Raw genomic sequence first — 16,942 nt, forward strand, 5'->3', positions numbered from 1 at the left:
AATAGAAAATATTACGTCGAGAGAGTTGTATGGTGGAAAGTCTATATTGTTTTCCGTTATACTGTAACCTGTACATAGTATATCGAATGGGGGAAATTATATGAAGCAAGCTACATTGGAACTATTTAAAACGCTTACAGAACTACAAGGGGCACCTGGGAATGAACATTTAGTTCGTAAATTTATGAAAGGTGAATTGGAAAAATATGCCGATGAAATTATCCAAGATAATCTTGGCGGAGTATTTGGGGTGAAAAAAGGTAATGGTCCACGTGTCATGGTAGCAGGACATATGGATGAAGTTGGATTTATGGTTACAAAAATTACGGAAAACGGTATGCTACGCTTCCAAACACTTGGAGGTTGGTGGAATCAAGTCATGCTTGCACAACGTGTCCAAGTCATGACAGAAAATGGTCCAATTGTTGGTGTAATTGGTTCCATTCCTCCGCATAATTTAACTCCAGAACAACGGAAAAAGCCAATGGAAATGAAAAATATGCTTATTGATATTGGAGCAGACGATAAAGAGGACGCAATAAAGATTGGTGTAAAACCAGGACAGGCAATCGTACCAATTTGTCCGTTTACACCAATGGCAAACGATAAAAAAATTCTAGCAAAAGCTTGGGATAACCGGTACGGATGTGGCCTTGCAGTTGAGCTATTGAAAGAGTTGCAAGGGGAAACATTACCTAATGAATTGTATTCAGGTGCAACGGTTCAAGAAGAAGTTGGTTTAAGGGGAGCACAGGTCGCTGCACATATGATTAAACCAGATATCTTTTACGCACTAGATGCATCACCTGCAAATGATATGTCAGGTGACAAGAGTGAATTCGGTCAGTTAGGTAAAGGCGCATTGCTGCGAATATTTGACCGTTCGATGATAACACACCAAGGAATGAAGGATTTTATTTTAGATACTGCCGAATCAAATAATATTCCATATCAATATTTCATCTCACAGGGAGGAACAGATGCAGGTCGTGTTCATCTTTCTAATGATGGAGTCCCTTCCGCAGTAGTCGGAATTTGTTCTCGTTACATTCATACTTCTGCATCAATGATCCATGTAGATGATTATGCAGCAGCAAAAGAATTGATTGTTAAATTAGTCAAAACAACTGATCAGAACACAGTAGAGCAAATTAGGAGCAAATAGCAAATAGACATATGAGTAAAACTGCCACTTCATATTCATGTTGTGGCAGTTTTACTAAAGGATGTTGTTCAAAAAGGGGATGAAAGTTAATGAAGCTCGTAGTTGGATCAAAAAATAAAACCAAAATTGCTGCAGTTACCGACGTGTTTCCATCAGCGCAAGTAATTAGTTATGCCGCGGAATCATCTGTTTCAGCACAACCATTCTCAGATGAAGAAACAAGGCTAGGGGCTATCAATCGTGCGAAGGCTTGTTTAGCAACAGATACAAGTGCAATGGGAATCGGACTCGAAGGCGGTGTAATGGATATAGATGGACAACTCTTTTTATGTAATTGGGGAGCGATGGTTGACCAAAATAATAACGTACATACTGCAAGTGGAGCGCGGATTTTACTTCCAAAAGAAATAAGTGAACCGTTAAGAAATGGAACTGAATTAGGTGATGTGATGGACGCTTTTGTCAGAAAAAAAGGAGTTCGACACAAGGAAGGAGCTATTGGGATATTCACCAATAATTTGGTATCTAGAAAAAATATGTTTTTACATGTCGTCACATTGCTTCGGGGCCAATGGGAATATTGGAATGAGCACAAATGAAAAAGCAGCGAATAGTCGCTGCTTAATGCTTATTCATAAACGTAAGCTAATACTTCTAACGCTTGATCAACGGTTTCAACGGTAACATTTGCTTTATTGGATAACTCTTTTAAAGGATGAATTAATGATTCCGGACGAATGATAATAGTAGGTTTGTTAAGCGCTAGTGCTGCACTCGCATCCATTGCCGTATTCCACTGTTTATATTTTTCACCAAATAAAGCAATGACAACATCCGATTTTTGCAATAATACTTCCGTACGAAAATTGTTAATGCTAGAAGCGGCATCATCTTTATAAACGCTTCCGGGCTGCTTACCTAATATATCTTCTCCAACATTATCGGAACGGTCATGATTCGTTTGCGGTCCAACAAATGTTAAGGAAAGGTCTCTCTCCTTCGCTTTTTTCTTTAAATCCTCACGCCAATCATCGTGAATTTGTCCGGCAAGATATACAGTAAGATTCATATATGTCCCTCCAACAATTTATTTGTTACATCTATAATAAATGTTTTATTGGACAATGAAAAATGGTTTGATTAGTTAATTTGGAAAATATTTTCTTTGTCAATTTTTTATTTCGTAGTATGATACGTAATAGGGTAAAAAGTACTAGATATCAGGAGGAAGAAAACGTGCGAATGAAAAAAAATCGTCTAACTATTATATTACTTTTAATTATTGTATTGCTTTCGGGTTGTAGCATGAAGTCAGAAAAAGAAGCTATTCAAGAAGCTGAAGAGGTGGCTAAAAAGGCATTTACAGCTGAGGAAGAAGTGATTGCGAATAAAACGCTTGAGAACTTTTCGTTATATCTTCCTGATGACTTAGAAGTAAAAGAAGCTTCCGTAAGTAATGTCATTTTAAAAAATGGAGATCAAACATATATTGTTTTCTACAATAAATTTGAATCAGCTGATAGTAAACTAAATTATCGGTCTGCAAAACGTGATAAATCACTATTACTGGAAACATTTGAAGACAATAATATGTTCGGATACATACGAATTCTAGATAGCAAAGAGGATAAGTATGAGCTACAGGTAGGTATAGGTGGTGTGAAAATCACTACGTACACAGAAAAAGGTAAAATGGAAGATGATGCGAAAAATCTAATTAAGATTGCACGCTCGATAGTAGAAACGGATAAGAATGAGAGCTCAGAAAATGCCTCTTAATTGAATAGAACAAAAAACAAGGCTATGATAGTTACGGAGGTTGATTTAACTATGAAAACGTTACAAACGGAAGAGCAATTATATGAATTAATAAAGAACGAAAATGTGATAGCATTATTTTCTGCAGATTGGTGCCCAGACTGCCGAGTAATTGAGCCAGTATTACCGGAAATTGAACAAGCCTATCCAACGTATACATTCGTATTAATCGACCGTGATCAATTTATTGATGTTTGCCAAAAATACGAGGTATTTGGTATCCCAAGCTTTATTGCGTTTGCGGACGGGGAAGAAGCTGGGAGATTTGTAAGTAAGGAAAGAAAAACAAAAGAAGAAATAATGGAGTTTATCGAAGGTTTAACCAAATAAAACCTTTGTGAAGGAGGCGATTATATGAAAATGACTAGCCTGAAAATGAAGAAAATATTAGAAGAACGCTTAACAAATGATGACTATAGAACCTCGTATAATCGTGACAAAGATACATTTCGAGTAGAGTGGAAATCAACAAAAAAAGGGATGTCAATTACGCTTCCAAATGTAGTTGCTAAGTATAATGAACACGGTGAAAAGGCAATTGACGAATTGGTAGATCATGTCACAGAAGCGTTGCGCATTATGAATGAAGAACATCAATTATCCGGGATGGAAAAAAACATTTATCCTGTTATCCGAGCGACATCTTTTCCTACTGAAACAAAGGCAGGAAGTAAGCTTATTACAAAAGAACATACTGCTGAAACAAGAATTTATTACGCGCTAGATCTTGGAAAATCTTATCGCCTTATTGATGAAACATTGTTGGAAAAAGAAGGATTTTCAGCGGAACGCCTGAATGAAATAGCAACATTTAATATACGTTCATTAAAGATTGACATGAAAAAAGACCGTGTTGCTGAAAATGATTTTTATTTTGTAGCACATCAGGATGGATATGATGCGAGCAGAATATTAAACGAAGCATTTTTAGAAGAGATGAAGGCAAATGCTAAAGGTGAATTAGCATTAGCAGTTCCTCACCAAGATGTATTAATCGTTGCTGACATTCAGAATAAAACAGGGTATGATATATTAGCACAAATGACAATGAAGTTTTTCGCAGAAGGTAGAATACCAATCACGTCATTGTCCTTTATTTATGATGAAAAGAAACTCGATCCGGTATTTATTCTTGCAAAAAACAGACCAGAAAAATAGTAAGGAAGGATGTTTGACATGGATGTATTTTACAATCCAACTGGAATTGGCGATGTTTTGATCATTCCTTTTGAGGATGGCGATCGCTACGAAATTACCAATGAAGCATACGGTGACGTAATTAAAATTACGGATAGAAAGGGTACTATACTTGGCTATAATATTTTTCAGGCATCAAGACACTTTAATCTTGAGGGAACAGGTAAGATTACTTTAACGAAAGAAATGCATCAGGTTATTGAAAATCTATTTAGAGAAAATAATCTAGATGATCCAATGGATTGGGATTTAAGTCCAACGTTTGTTGTTGGCTATGTGAAAGATAAAAAACCACACGAAGACGCGGATAAATTAAATGTTTGTCAAGTCGACATTGGTGATGAAACTGTACAGATTGTGTGCGGAGCACCAAATGTAGATGTTAATCAAAAAGTTGTTGTAGCTAAAGTAGGAGCGATTATGCCAAGTGGTTTAAAAATACGACCGACAAAATTACGCGGGGTGCCATCGAACGGTATGATATGCTCACAAAAAGAATTAGGACTTCCCAACGCACCTGCTAAAAAAGGTATCTATGTACTAGACGAATCGTACACAACGGGTGAAGCATTTAATTTTTAACAAAAGAGCAACCTAAGTCACATTGTGCTGGCAAGGGTTGTTTTATTTTTTGGCTCTTTTCCTTTAGTAAGCTTTATGCTATTCCACTCGTAATTGAAGTATATTGCGTACTAATGAAAATACATGCTTATGGTAACAGTAACGCTGATTACCGCTGCGGGTAAAGCTAGTGAAGGAACATTTTCAAGCGTACTGGAATGATTGCGTGCAGGATGTCAGTTAACGGACACACGATTCCTTATTTGTGAAAAATAAGGGTAAATGCGGTTGTTATCGGACTCAGGATGCCTTATTTGGGTAAAACCAGTTAAAATTAATGTTTTTTAGCTGAATAAGGCATCGTGTGTCCGTTAACCCTCAAAATTAAAGGTAAATAAGGTAAATAAGGCATCCTCAGTCCGATATCAAGTAGTGTTCTTGGCGTACTATTCGTTCAGAATGTTTAGTTCACAGTTGAAGTTAACTGCGAACTAGTGAAAATTTAAGTCTATGGTAACAGAAACGTTGATTTCCGCTGCGGACAGTCGCTTTCCGCGGGCACGGCTTTAGCCTCCTTGCCCCGGCAAGGGGTATACCGACGTTGTCCGCAAAGGACGGTTTTAGTCGGCCTTCACTATTACAACTCTGCGGGGTCTTCAGCTCGCGCTGTTCCCGCAGGAGTCGACTGCCCGCAGCGAAGATCAACTGCCAAAATAGAATGTTTTTTCCATCAAGGGTTAATAATAATGTGTTATGCAGCACAAATCTAGCGGAGGAAAAACGCGGAGACTCCTCGAAAAAGAAAAGCGCTTTTTCTTCGTGCGATGCCTATTCGGGGCAGCTTTCCTTGTCCTGTGGGAGCAGAAGCCTAGATGAGACTCCGCAGAGCGTAAGCTCGAGGAGGCTCATCAGCTGCCCACGGAAAGCGCATTGTTTTTCCGTAGCGGTCGATGCTGCTTGAATTTTCACTAGTTCGCAGTTTACGGATACAGTACTAAAAACAACAATCTTTTAGAATACGGTCTATTTTTTGTGAAGCTACTAAAAAAAACAATCAAAAACTGATAGAATAGAAATAATACTGAGTTTAGAAATGAGTGAACGTTATGTGGGGCCAATGGAAAGAAAAAATACTGGACCTTTTTACTGTAGTAGAAGAAGATGACGATGAAGAAGTTCAACCGAGTAACAATTCGAAAACTAGAATACGATCAAATGATAATATAGACACAAAGATTGCATATCAATATCCTGAAAATAAATCATTCCGTTTCCCGGTCATACCTGATAAGGTGGAACATCCCAAAACAATGGATACACCAGCATTTCAACGACGCGAAAGTAATGATTTTAAACGGGAAAAAAATAGGGACAATCAAGATCTTGAGCGAAAACAAAGACCATCTATCCAACAGGATCGAGGTCCGTTTAAACCAACACAGGTTGCTTCACCTATTTACGGTTATCAGCAACGTAAAAAAAGTAAAGAGGTAGAGGAAGTACCAGCGTTTATCCGTAAGCAGGAACAACAAGAAATGCAAACTAGTGTTGAAGTTGAAAAAGAACCACCACGTGTGGAATCAACACCTGAACAACCGATTGCAATGGAGCAAACAGAGCAAAATGAAAAGAAAAAAGTAGAATCGACACAAGAACAAGTGGTTAAATCTGATAATCCTACTACAACGTCTAGGAAAGAATTTAAAAAACGAAATCCGATTTCAAAGGATGCGAGAAAATCAGGAGCACTTCCGTTTAATGTAATGATGTCTGCTAATGATAAACGAAAGCAAGAAATACGCGAAAGAAATAAATCTACAAGTCAACCAATACGTGAAAGTAATAAACCAACAAACCAGCCAATACGAGAACAATCGAATCAATCGTCTGAGATACCAAAATATTTGTTAAATGATCCATCTCCCAAGGATAACCAAGATCAGTTTTGGGTACAGGAACAACAAAAACTGTTGGAAAAAACATTGAAGTATTTCAATGTTCGCGCGCAAGTTGTAAATGCAACCCAGGGACCTGCTGTTACACGATTTGAGGTGCAACCAGAAATTGGGGTGAAAGTAAGTAAAATAAAAAATCTAAGCGATGATTTGAAGCTTAATATGGCAGCAAGAGATATTCGAATCGAAGCTCCAATTCCAGGGAAAAATACGATTGGTATTGAGATTCCGAATCGTTCACCACAAATGGTTGGACTACAGGAAATCTTTGAAACATCAGCTTTCCAACAAAGTAGCTCTCCATTGACGGTTGGACTTGGTTTGAATATCGAAGGAACTCCAATGATTACAAATATACAAAAGATGCCTCATGGATTGATTGCTGGAGCAACTGGATCAGGAAAAAGTGTATGTATCAATACAATCTTAATTAGTCTGCTCTACAAAGCTAGCCATGAGGATGTTAAATTTTTATTGATTGACCCAAAAATGGTTGAGCTTGCACCTTTCAATGAAATTCCACATCTTGTTTCACCTGTTATTACGGATGTGAAAGCCGCAACAATGGCGCTAAAGTGGGCAGTTAGTGAGATGGAAGAACGGTATGAAAAGTTTGTTCGAGAGGGTGTACGAGATGTAGAGCGGTTCAATCAAAAAATGGTTAAACAAGGACGCTCAGAAGAAAAATTACCATTTCTCGTTATCGTAATTGATGAGTTGGCAGACTTAATGATGGTTGCACCGCAAGATGTGGAGGATTCCATTTGTCGAATTGCTCAAAAAGCTCGTGCATGTGGAATGCACTTATTAGTTGCTACACAACGCCCGTCTGTCGATGTTATTACTGGTCTTATTAAAGCTAATATTCCGACCAGAATTGCATTCAGTGTTTCATCTCAAGTGGACTCTCGTACAATTATTGATACGAATGGCGCAGAAAAGCTACTTGGTAAAGGTGATATGTTGTTTGTAGAAAATGGTTCCGGGAAAAGTGTACGACTTCAGGGAGCTTTTGTATCTGATGATGAGATTGAACGTGTAACAAAACACATTCGTTCCGTTGCACCACCAAATTATTTGTTCGAACAAGAACAGCTTCTCGATCAGGTAATGCTGGACGAAGACGATGAAGATGATCTATTAACTGATGCAATCCAATTTGTAGTAAAACAAAACGGAGCAAGTACGTCTTTACTGCAACGTCATTTCAAAATAGGTTATAATCGTGCTGCAAGGTTAATGGATACGATGGAGATGAAAGGTATCATATCTGAACAAAACGGTAGTAAGCCACGTGAGATTTTGATTTCAGCACAACAACTTAATGATTAATCCTACGGTATGCAAAAACGCTGAAATATGCGTTTTTGCTTGTGGATTTCGGCTATGTTTACTATGATAAATATAAATGAGCGCTTCTTAAGGAGAAAACGTAATGAAAGAAATTGAACAAAAATTAAAAGGGAAAATCAATCGTCTAACAAATAAAACATTCAAATTTGATAAGCGTATCAAAGAAGGTTGGTTTTCTGCTGTTTATTTTTTGAAAACGAAAGAAATGGTTGAAAAGAAATTACCAAATAATTATGTTACTATGCAATTTTTTCAAAAAGATGATGCCGTATTGTGTGGTAGTGACGAGGCAATTGCTCTAATACATACATTTGCTAATAATCCGGCAGAATTAGAAATACACTCGTTAAAAGACGGAGATAAAATTAGTCCGTACGAAACAGTTTTGACAATAGCTGGACCATATCAGGATTTTGGATTTCTAGAAGGTATTGTGGATGGTATTTTGGCCAGAAGAACATCCGTAGCTACGAATGTATATAATGTCGTAAAAGCAGCAAGAACTTCTGGAAAACAAAAACCAATCATTTTTATGGGAGACCGAGATGATCATTTTACCCAGCAGGCCGGAGATGGATATGCAGCATTTATTGGAGGCTCAACAGCTCAAGCAACACATGCCATGAATGAATGGTGGGGTAAAAAAGGTATGGGGACGATGCCTCATGCGATGATTCAAATGTTCCGAGGTGATGTAGTAGCGGCATCACAGGCTTATCATGAAATGTATCCAGAAGACGACCTTGTAGCATTAGTAGATTATAATAATGATGTAATTACTGACGCATTAAAGGTGGCCCGTGTTTTTGGTAAGGATTTAAAAGGTGTACGCGTTGATACATCAAGAACACTTGTTGATAAATATTTTCTTAGAAACCACCATTTAATGGGTACTTTTGATCCTAGAGGCGTAAGTCCTGAGTTAATTATTGCACTGCGAAAAGCTTTAGATGAAGAAGGATATCCACACGTTAATATAGTAGTTAGTGGCGGTTTCACGGAGAAACGGATTGAGCATTTTGAAAAACTAGGTGTACCAGTTGATATGTACGGTGTCGGTGGTAGCCTATTGAAAATTAATATTGGATTTACTGGTGATAATGTATTACTTAATGGTACTCCGGCAGCAAAAGAAGGTAGAAGGTACCGACCTAACCCACGTTTAGAACGAGTAGATTATAGTGAACAAGGAAACGAGTAATAAGAGATAAATTCAAACATATTATTTTATTCCTATTCATGTTTTGCTATAATAATGAAATAATTAAATTTACACTGATACTATAAGTTCTAAGGATATCAGTATCCGTGAAACGAAGGCTTCACCAATAAAGCTTGGCGATAAGCCAAGTTTTCTAACATTTAATTTATCGTTTTTAATTATTTAGCTTAAGCGCACAAAAATCCTTAAAGCTTATAAGTAAAACACTTTTGGTAGGTCCCCTAAGCTTTAACGGGGCTGATTAAGGCGTAAATGCTTTTCCTATATATTTATTTGGAGGTTCTTTTTTATGACAACTTACCATTTTATTGGTATTAAAGGAACGGGAATGAGTGCGTTGGCACAGATCCTTAGTGATTCAGGTGAGGACGTACAAGGATCTGATGTGGAAAAACGTTTCTATACGCAGGAGGCACTTGAAGATAAAAATATTCCTATACTTCCTTTTTCAGAAGATAACATCAAAGATGATTTAACGATTATTGCTGGGAATGCTTTTTCCGACGACCATCCGGAGATAAAAGCTGCAAGAGAAAGTGGCCTTACTTTTTATAGATATCATGAATTTTTAGGTGAATGGTTAAAAAAATATACTAGTATTGCTATTGCTGGGGCTCATGGGAAAACATCTACCACTGGATTGCTTGCTCATGTACTAGGGAATACGTATCCGATATCCTATTTGATTGGCGACGGTACAGGTATGGGGCACATGGATAGTGAATATTTTGTCTTTGAAGCGTGCGAATATCGACGTCATTTTTTGAAGTATGAACCCGATTATGCAGTAATGACAAATATAGATTTTGATCACCCGGACTATTTCACTAGTATAGATGATGTATTTGAGGCATTTCAGTCAATGGCTGACCGAGTTAAAAAAGGAATTATTGCTTGTGGCGATGATGAACAACTACAGGAAATTCAGGCGAAGGTACCTGTTGTTTATTATGGATTTGCTAATACAAATGACTTCCAAGCCCAAAACATGGTAGAAACGGAAGCTGGTACAGAGTTCGACGTATTTGTTCGAAATACATTATATGATACGTTTTTCATACCAATGCATGGAGATCATAACATATTGAACGCACTTTCGGTTATTGCAATTTGCCATTACGAAGGGATGAAGGCTGAATCCATTAAAGCACTTAGCACGTTTGGTGGAGTTAAACGTCGGTTTACAGAGAAACAGTCTGGTAATCAGGTGCTTATCGATGATTACGCACATCATCCGCGTGAAATCACAGCGACAATTGACTCCGCTAGAAAGAAATACCCTAACAAATCAGTAGTGGCAATTTTTCAGCCACATACTTTTACTCGTACCAAAACATTTTTGCAAGAATTTGCTGATAGCTTAAATTTAGCCGATCATGTTTATCTATGTGATATATTTGGTTCGGCACGTGAGGATTCTGGAAAACTTACCATTAACGATTTGCAAAAATTAGTCGATAATAGTAAAACACTGGATATCGAGCATACAGAAGTATTAGTCGAACACGATGATAGTGTATTGATCTTCATGGGAGCAGGGGACATTCAAAAATTCCAACAAGCCTATGAACAGTATGTAGAAACAAACATACAAACAATTGAAAGAAATGCATAACAGTAGAGCCTGCTTCCATGTAGGCTCTTTTTTTAATGTATATAATCTCTTTTCGCTTGTTGGCTTAGAAATCGCCTCCTTCTTCGCACTGCTGGGTCTAGGCGAATTGAATTAATCGGACACAAGTTTTCTATAAAAGTTGTACAAGCACTTGCTAATAGTAGAGATTAGACCATGCATTATGATAAAATTGTCATAATACAGGCATGTTTATGCACACGAAAGAAGGGTATTACTATTATAACTACGTTTTTCGTGTCTGAACATGGGAAAATACATAAAAAAGGAGTTGAACTAGTAGATGGAGAATTTGTTGTATATTGCCGCAATCATCGTTGCAATTGCATTCGCAGTACTTGTCATTTATTTAGCAATGACTTTAAAGGCTACACAACGAACGTTAAATAATGTTGCGGACACCGTTGATGATTTAGAAAAACAATTACAAGGAATTACAACAGAAACAACCGCATTATTAAATAAAACGAATCGCTTAGCCGAAGACGTTAATCAAAAATCTTCTAAGCTAAATGGTCTTTTTGAAGGTGTAAAAGGAATCGGAGAAACAGTAAAGGATTTTAATCAATCACTTAAACGAATATCGACAAAGGTTTCAAGCGCTGCAGAGCAAAACCAAGAAAAAGCATCTCAAGCAGTTAAATGGGGAACAGCTGTATTGGACATTTGGAATAAGAAGAAAAAATAAATAGTAAATTAGGAGGAATCAGAATGGGAAAACAAGAAAACCAAGAGAGTCAGAATATTAATAGCAAAGATTTTATGATCGGGACTTTAATCGGAGGTATGGTTGGTGCATCAGTTGCACTATTATTTGCACCCAAATCAGGTAAGGAATTACGTGGGGACCTTAATCAAGGAGCTGGCGATGTACGTGGTCGTGCTAGCGAATGGAAGAGTGTCGCTTATGAAAAAGGTTCTGATTGGAAAGACAGAGCTTATGTGAAAGGATCTGAGCTTAAAAGCAAGGCTGTTGATTCAACTAAAAACTTGTCACAGAAGACACAGGACATAAAAAATTCGGTCCAAGACAAAATTCAACAGAAACGAAATAAAGAAGATGAGGCGCTAGAAGCGGCTGAAGATGTAGCAGAAGCAATTGAAGAGGCTGCTGAAGAATTGGAAAAGAAATAAACGATGAGCTTAATTTAAATGAAGTTGTTCGAAAAGGATATCTAATAAGAAAGCCTAAATCGCTAATGATTTAGGCTTTCGTTTATTCAATTACTAGTTCATCACCATCTTTAATAATTTCATCGAATGAAGTAATTTCGTTGTTTTTATACAATTTAAAATTACTAGTTATTTTTGTTAGATCAATGTCTATATAGCGAAAGATATCCTGAAAAATAAATGGTTCAGTTGTTTGTGGCTTTATTTTTAATTCGTCACTAGATTGAAGTATCGTTTCTTCATTAACTTCTTGGTTATCTCGAGTTATTTTTAATCGGTGCTGTTCTAAAACAATAGGACTACCATTAAACGTGATGGTTATTACTTCTTTCACTTTTTCTTCTTGTTGTGCTAATAAATCACTTACTGTTGGCTCGCTTGCACTTGAAATCGTTAGGGAATCTCCATTTTTTAATTGGTGTGAAAGCGGTGCTTTTTCTTCATTTACGTAAATTTGCGTCTCCCCAACTTCTACGGAGTAAGGTTTTTGGTTAATGTAGACCGTAAATGGTTTAACCATTTGTAGCTTTTCTGTACTTGCATAGGTAAGAAAATCTTGTACAGTACGTATGTAGGTAACATGTAATTTATCGTTATCCTCTAATATATACTGTTTATTTTTCTTGTTATTATTAACATGATAGATTGGCTCCAATTGCATTGGTTGACCATTAAAGTGAATGGTAATTTCTGGGACATCACTGAGCACTTGCTCTATCGTAGCTTGAGGTGCTACACCATCTTTTCCTTTTTCAATAATTATATAATCGTCATTTTGAATGACGGTATCCACAGTAGATGGTTTTTTGTTTAGAAAAATTTTTGGAGGTTCTCCAAAACCACCTGGCAAAGTAATTTGCTTTCCGTTAATCGAAATAATCGAAGCGATGCCTGGTTTACCGTAGTATTTATTTAACTCGATACCAGCTTGAATAAGACTGTCCCCAATTGTTAGCTCTTTCATTTCAAACATGCGTACACTTCGGTCGTTTACAGTAACACTAATATAATGTACCGGGTTTTCCCTAGCGGCGATTGCGATGCCGATTGGTGTAATATAATCTGGCCCAGATGGTAAAATATCAGTATTAGCTAGCTTTTGAATAGCATCGATCCCACGAACGGCTACGCGATTTTCAGGTAACTGTAATTTGTTTGCTAATGCCGAAGTAATAGTAGGCGTTAAACTGCCTCCTCCAATTAGCATAACAGCCTTTGTTGGTTTCGAATTTAATTCAATAATTTCATTTGTAATGGATTGAGCAAGGTTATCAATGGATTCCTTTATATCTTCAGTTAATGTGTCATATGTAATGGTAGTTTCAAAACCTAGAATATCTTGTACCACAGCTTCACCGTTGATTACAATATCTCGTTTTGTTTGTTCCGCAACAGGGAAATCTAGTAAATATTTCTCACTTATTGACTCTGTAATTTCATCACCAGCAATCGGGACCATTCCATATGCAGCAACGGTACCTTTATCGGTTATTGCAATGTCACTTGTTCCAGCGCCAATATCGACTAAGGCTATATTTAATTTTCGCATTGATTCTGGAATAAGAACATGGATAGCTGCAATCGGTTCAAGCGTCAATGCATTCATTTCTAGATCAGCACGTGACAAGGCTGCAAGTAATGATTCAACCACTACTTTTGGTAAAAAAGTAGCTATAATTTCTACACTTGCTTCCTCGCCATTTTGATCGATTAATGATCCTATGAGTTCGCCATCTAGCTTGTAATGGAGAACAGAGTAACCAACACAGTAGTAATTGGTATATTTACCATTTTCCTTTTCGTCAACTAGCTTTTGTTGTGCTGCTTGGACAGCTGAAAGTTCAAGATGCTTAATGATTTCCTCGCTGAGGATAGGTTGTTGATTAATTTTAACTTTAGCGTCAGTTTGGATTGTTTTTAGCGAACGTCCTGCAGCAGCTACGCTAACAGAAGATAGTGTGCCATGTTTTTCTTCTAAATGTTCCTTGACTTGACGTATAATGTTGGATACAGCAAGAACATTATGAATCTGTCCGTCGTGCATCGAACGTTCGGTGTGTTCAATGGTATAATAATCTATGATACTAAACGAATCATTATCTTTTTCTAATAGGATACCTGTTACTGACCTTGTACCTATATCTAGCGCAAATAACTTTTCATTCATATTAGGTTCCTCGCGATCTTTTTTACTGCAAAAACGAATTCAATTAAGATAAACTGTATAGGAATACTTTATAAATTCTCTTATAGAGGTTGTTCAAAAAGTCCGGTAAAAATGACACATTAGATAGGACCTTCTACTAAAACCGCCCACGTCCTGTGGGCAACGTAGAAGTCACCACATCCTGTGGAAGCTCGTTAGCTTGCTTTTCCGCTCCTTGGAAAAGAAAAACGCTTTTCCTGCGTGTTAGAGCGTTTCCTCACGTATTAAAAGCATACGTTCCGGTACTCAAAGCTAAGCTGCCTCGAACTTCTTGGTCCTTTTTATCCTCCTTTTTGAACACGCACTTATATTACTACAAAATGTACCATACTTTCTATTAATAATAAACTGCAAATTAGGGGTGTATGTATTGAAAATGAATCAAATGGAAGTACTCCGTCAACAAATGAATGAGGTAAATTTAGAACTCTTAACATTAATTAATAAGCGTGCCGAATTGGTGCAAGAGATAGGTCAAATTAAGCATAAACAAGGAATGAAACGATTTGATCCTGTACGTGAGAGAGAAATGATTAACCAAATTACGTCCCATAACAATGGACCATTTATAAATTCAACAATAGAACATATTTTCAAAGAAATTTTTAAGGCGAGTCTTGAATTACAAGAGGATGATCACCGGAAAGAATTGCTTGTTTCTAGAAAAAATAAGCCAGATGATACAATCATCGATATAAATGGTAGGCAAATCGGTGATGGAAAAATTCACTCCATTATGGGTCCTTGCTCGGTTGAATCATATGAGCAAGTATCAAAGGTTGCTGAAGCGGTAAAAAATAATGGGATAAAGCTATTACGCGGAGGTGCGTTTAAGCCTAGAACATCACCATATGACTTTCAGGGACTAGGGTTTGAAGGACTAAAGATATTAAAACAGGTTGCTGATGAACATGGATTAGCGGTAGTAAGCGAAATTGTAAATCCAGAACATGTTGAAGAAGCGCTTGATTATGTAGATGTTATTCAAATTGGTGCACGAAACATGCAAAATTTTGAACTGTTGAAAGCAGCTGGAGATGTCGATAAACCTGTACTGTTAAAGCGCGGACTATCAGCTACTATATCTGAGTTTATCAATGCTGCTGAATACATTATCTCTAGGGGAAATGGAAACATTATTTTGTGTGAACGGGGAATTCGGACGTACGAAAAAGCAACCCGAAATACACTTGATATTTCAGCAGTACCAATTTTAAAGCAAGAAACCCACTTGCCAGTAATGGTGGATGTAACGCACTCCACAGGAAGAAGGGACTTGCTTTTACCTACTGCAAAAGCGGCAATAGCTATTGGAGCTGATGGAATTATGGCTGAAGTTCATCCAGACCCTGCAGTAGCACTCTCTGATTCTGCACAACAGATGGATATCGAAACGTTCCATCATTTTATGAAAGAACTGGATAGTTTCGCGCTATCAACTGGAAGAATATAAGCTATTTATATTGCACTGTATAAACGTATAGATTTTATGGATTAAAGTATTAGAAAAACTTTGGTACCAAGTGTTCCATATGACTGGTCCTCCGTAGGATCGGTCATAATTATTTTTGTATTTTATGTGTTGGTAGAGTATGATAGATGAAAAAGAGGGCGAAGTTTTTAACTAGGAGGCAAATGAATAATGAACATAACAATTTATGACGTCGCAAGGGAAGCAAATGTTTCAATGGCAACCGTTTCACGTGTTGTAAACGGTAATCCAAATGTTAAACCAACAACCAGAAAAAAAGTACTGGCAACAATCGAGCGTTTAGGCTATCGACCGAATGCGGTTGCCCGTGGACTTGCTAGTAAAAAAACGACCACGGTTGGAGCAATCATTCCAGACATTTCAAGTATATTTTTTGCTGAACTTGCTCGAGGCATTGAAGACATAGCAACGATGTATAAATACAATATTATTTTAAGTAATTCTGATCAAAATAAAGATAAGGAATTACAATTGATTAATACAATGCTTGAGAAACAAGTAGATGGAATTCTGTTTATGGGCGGATCAATTACTGATGAGCATGTGGAACAATTCTCAAAAGCGTCTGTTCCAGTTGTACTTGCTGCCACGTATGATGAATCAGCTACTATTCCGTCGGTGAATATCGATTATGAACAAGCTGCATTTGAAGCAACAAGCTTTTTAATCGAAAAGGGAAATAAGCAAATTGCTTTTATCCGTGGTGAAGATGATACGATTATAAATAAACAGAAATATGCTGGCTATAAAAGGGCCCTGCAAGAGTCCTCAATTGAGGTTAGAGAAGACTTAGTTGCCAATGGTGACTATACGTATGATTCTGGAATAGAAGTGGTTGAACATTTCTTAACGTTGGAAAACAAGCCGACTGCTATTTTTGTATCATCCGATGAAATGGCTCTTGGAGTCATCCATGGTGCGCAGGATAAAGGGTTAAATGTTCCTGGTGATCTGGAGGTCTTTGGATTTGATAATACGAGACTTGCATCGATGGTGCGTCCAACATTGTCAACGATCGTCCAGCCTATGTATGACATTGGTGCTGTAGCTATGCGCCTATTGACAAAATACATGAATAAAGAAGAAGTCTCCGAAAAAAAAGTTGTTTTGCCGCATAGAATTGTGGAAAGAAACTCAACAAAATAGAAAAAATGTCGATATAAGTAG

The 16,942-nt window shown here is 37.2% G+C and carries 15 protein-coding genes; 13 read left to right on the plus strand and 2 right to left on the minus strand.

Translation table 11 applies throughout. From position 1 onward, the window contains the following. Nucleotides 1–100 precede the first annotated feature (100 nt). Nucleotides 101–1,165 carry a M42 family metallopeptidase gene (locus tag ACY9Z2_RS11015; RefSeq protein WP_463609690.1) on the plus strand — a complete coding sequence of 355 codons (1,065 nt, stop codon included), beginning with the start codon at nt 101–103 and terminating at the stop codon, nt 1,163–1,165. 89 nt (nt 1,166–1,254) lie between these two features. Next, entirely contained in the window at nt 1,255–1,764 is a 510-nt protein-coding gene (locus tag ACY9Z2_RS11020) for a DUF84 family protein (protein WP_463609691.1), read from the plus strand. A 29-nt stretch (nt 1,765–1,793) separates the two neighbouring features. On the opposite strand, the gene ACY9Z2_RS11025 is transcribed toward ACY9Z2_RS11020, so the two are convergent. Further along, complete coding sequence (locus ACY9Z2_RS11025) at nt 1,794–2,234, minus strand: YtoQ family protein (RefSeq protein WP_463609692.1); 441 nt, start codon at nt 2,232–2,234, stop codon at nt 1,794–1,796. A gap of 167 nt (nt 2,235–2,401) precedes the next feature. Between ACY9Z2_RS11025 and ACY9Z2_RS11030 the strand changes: the two genes are divergently transcribed. From ACY9Z2_RS11030 to ACY9Z2_RS11070, 9 genes are all read left to right on the plus strand, one after another. Continuing rightward, a complete protein-coding gene (locus ACY9Z2_RS11030; RefSeq protein ID WP_463609693.1) occupies nt 2,402–2,944 on the plus strand; it encodes a hypothetical protein in 543 nt (180 codons plus the stop codon). 51 nt (nt 2,945–2,995) lie between these two features. Continuing rightward, nucleotides 2,996–3,313, plus strand: coding sequence for a thioredoxin family protein (locus ACY9Z2_RS11035; RefSeq protein WP_463609694.1), 318 nt, complete (start codon nt 2,996–2,998; stop codon nt 3,311–3,313). A 24-nt stretch (nt 3,314–3,337) separates the two neighbouring features. Further along, the gene (locus ACY9Z2_RS11040) at nt 3,338–4,141 is read left to right on the plus strand and encodes a DUF1444 domain-containing protein (protein ID WP_463609695.1); all 804 of its coding nucleotides are present in this window, start codon (nt 3,338–3,340) and stop codon (nt 4,139–4,141) included. Between the two features lie 18 nt (nt 4,142–4,159). Continuing rightward, complete coding sequence (gene ytpR, locus ACY9Z2_RS11045) at nt 4,160–4,762, plus strand: YtpR family tRNA-binding protein (RefSeq protein WP_463609696.1); 603 nt, start codon at nt 4,160–4,162, stop codon at nt 4,760–4,762. Nucleotides 4,763–5,847: 1,085 nt separating this feature from the next. Beyond that, nucleotides 5,848–8,028, plus strand: coding sequence for a DNA translocase FtsK (locus ACY9Z2_RS11050; RefSeq protein WP_463609697.1), 2,181 nt, complete (start codon nt 5,848–5,850; stop codon nt 8,026–8,028). A gap of 103 nt (nt 8,029–8,131) precedes the next feature. Continuing rightward, nucleotides 8,132–9,250, plus strand: coding sequence for a nicotinate phosphoribosyltransferase (locus tag ACY9Z2_RS11055; protein WP_463609698.1), 1,119 nt, complete (start codon nt 8,132–8,134; stop codon nt 9,248–9,250). Between the two features lie 310 nt (nt 9,251–9,560). Further along, a complete protein-coding gene (gene murC / locus ACY9Z2_RS11060; protein ID WP_463609699.1) occupies nt 9,561–10,886 on the plus strand; it encodes a UDP-N-acetylmuramate--L-alanine ligase in 1,326 nt (441 codons plus the stop codon). 301 nt (nt 10,887–11,187) lie between these two features. Continuing rightward, the gene (locus tag ACY9Z2_RS11065) at nt 11,188–11,592 is read left to right on the plus strand and encodes a DUF948 domain-containing protein (RefSeq protein WP_463609700.1); all 405 of its coding nucleotides are present in this window, start codon (nt 11,188–11,190) and stop codon (nt 11,590–11,592) included. A 23-nt stretch (nt 11,593–11,615) separates the two neighbouring features. Continuing rightward, nucleotides 11,616–12,038, plus strand: coding sequence for a YtxH domain-containing protein (locus ACY9Z2_RS11070; RefSeq protein WP_463609701.1), 423 nt, complete (start codon nt 11,616–11,618; stop codon nt 12,036–12,038). 82 nt (nt 12,039–12,120) lie between these two features. On the opposite strand, the gene ACY9Z2_RS11075 is transcribed toward ACY9Z2_RS11070, so the two are convergent. Next, nucleotides 12,121–14,244, minus strand: a complete 2,124-nt coding sequence (locus tag ACY9Z2_RS11075; RefSeq protein ID WP_463609702.1) for a cell division protein FtsA — start codon at nt 14,242–14,244, stop codon at nt 12,121–12,123. A gap of 415 nt (nt 14,245–14,659) precedes the next feature. Here ACY9Z2_RS11075 and ACY9Z2_RS11080 point away from each other — a divergent pair, with 415 nt between their 5' ends. After that, complete coding sequence (locus ACY9Z2_RS11080) at nt 14,660–15,736, plus strand: bifunctional 3-deoxy-7-phosphoheptulonate synthase/chorismate mutase (RefSeq protein ID WP_463609802.1); 1,077 nt, start codon at nt 14,660–14,662, stop codon at nt 15,734–15,736. Between the two features lie 189 nt (nt 15,737–15,925). After that, the gene (gene ccpA / locus ACY9Z2_RS11085; protein WP_463609703.1) at nt 15,926–16,921 is read left to right on the plus strand and encodes a catabolite control protein A; all 996 of its coding nucleotides are present in this window, start codon (nt 15,926–15,928) and stop codon (nt 16,919–16,921) included. The last annotated feature ends 21 nt before the right edge of the window (nt 16,922–16,942 follow it).

Source organism: Virgibacillus sp. GM2-2, from assembly GCF_055329585.1.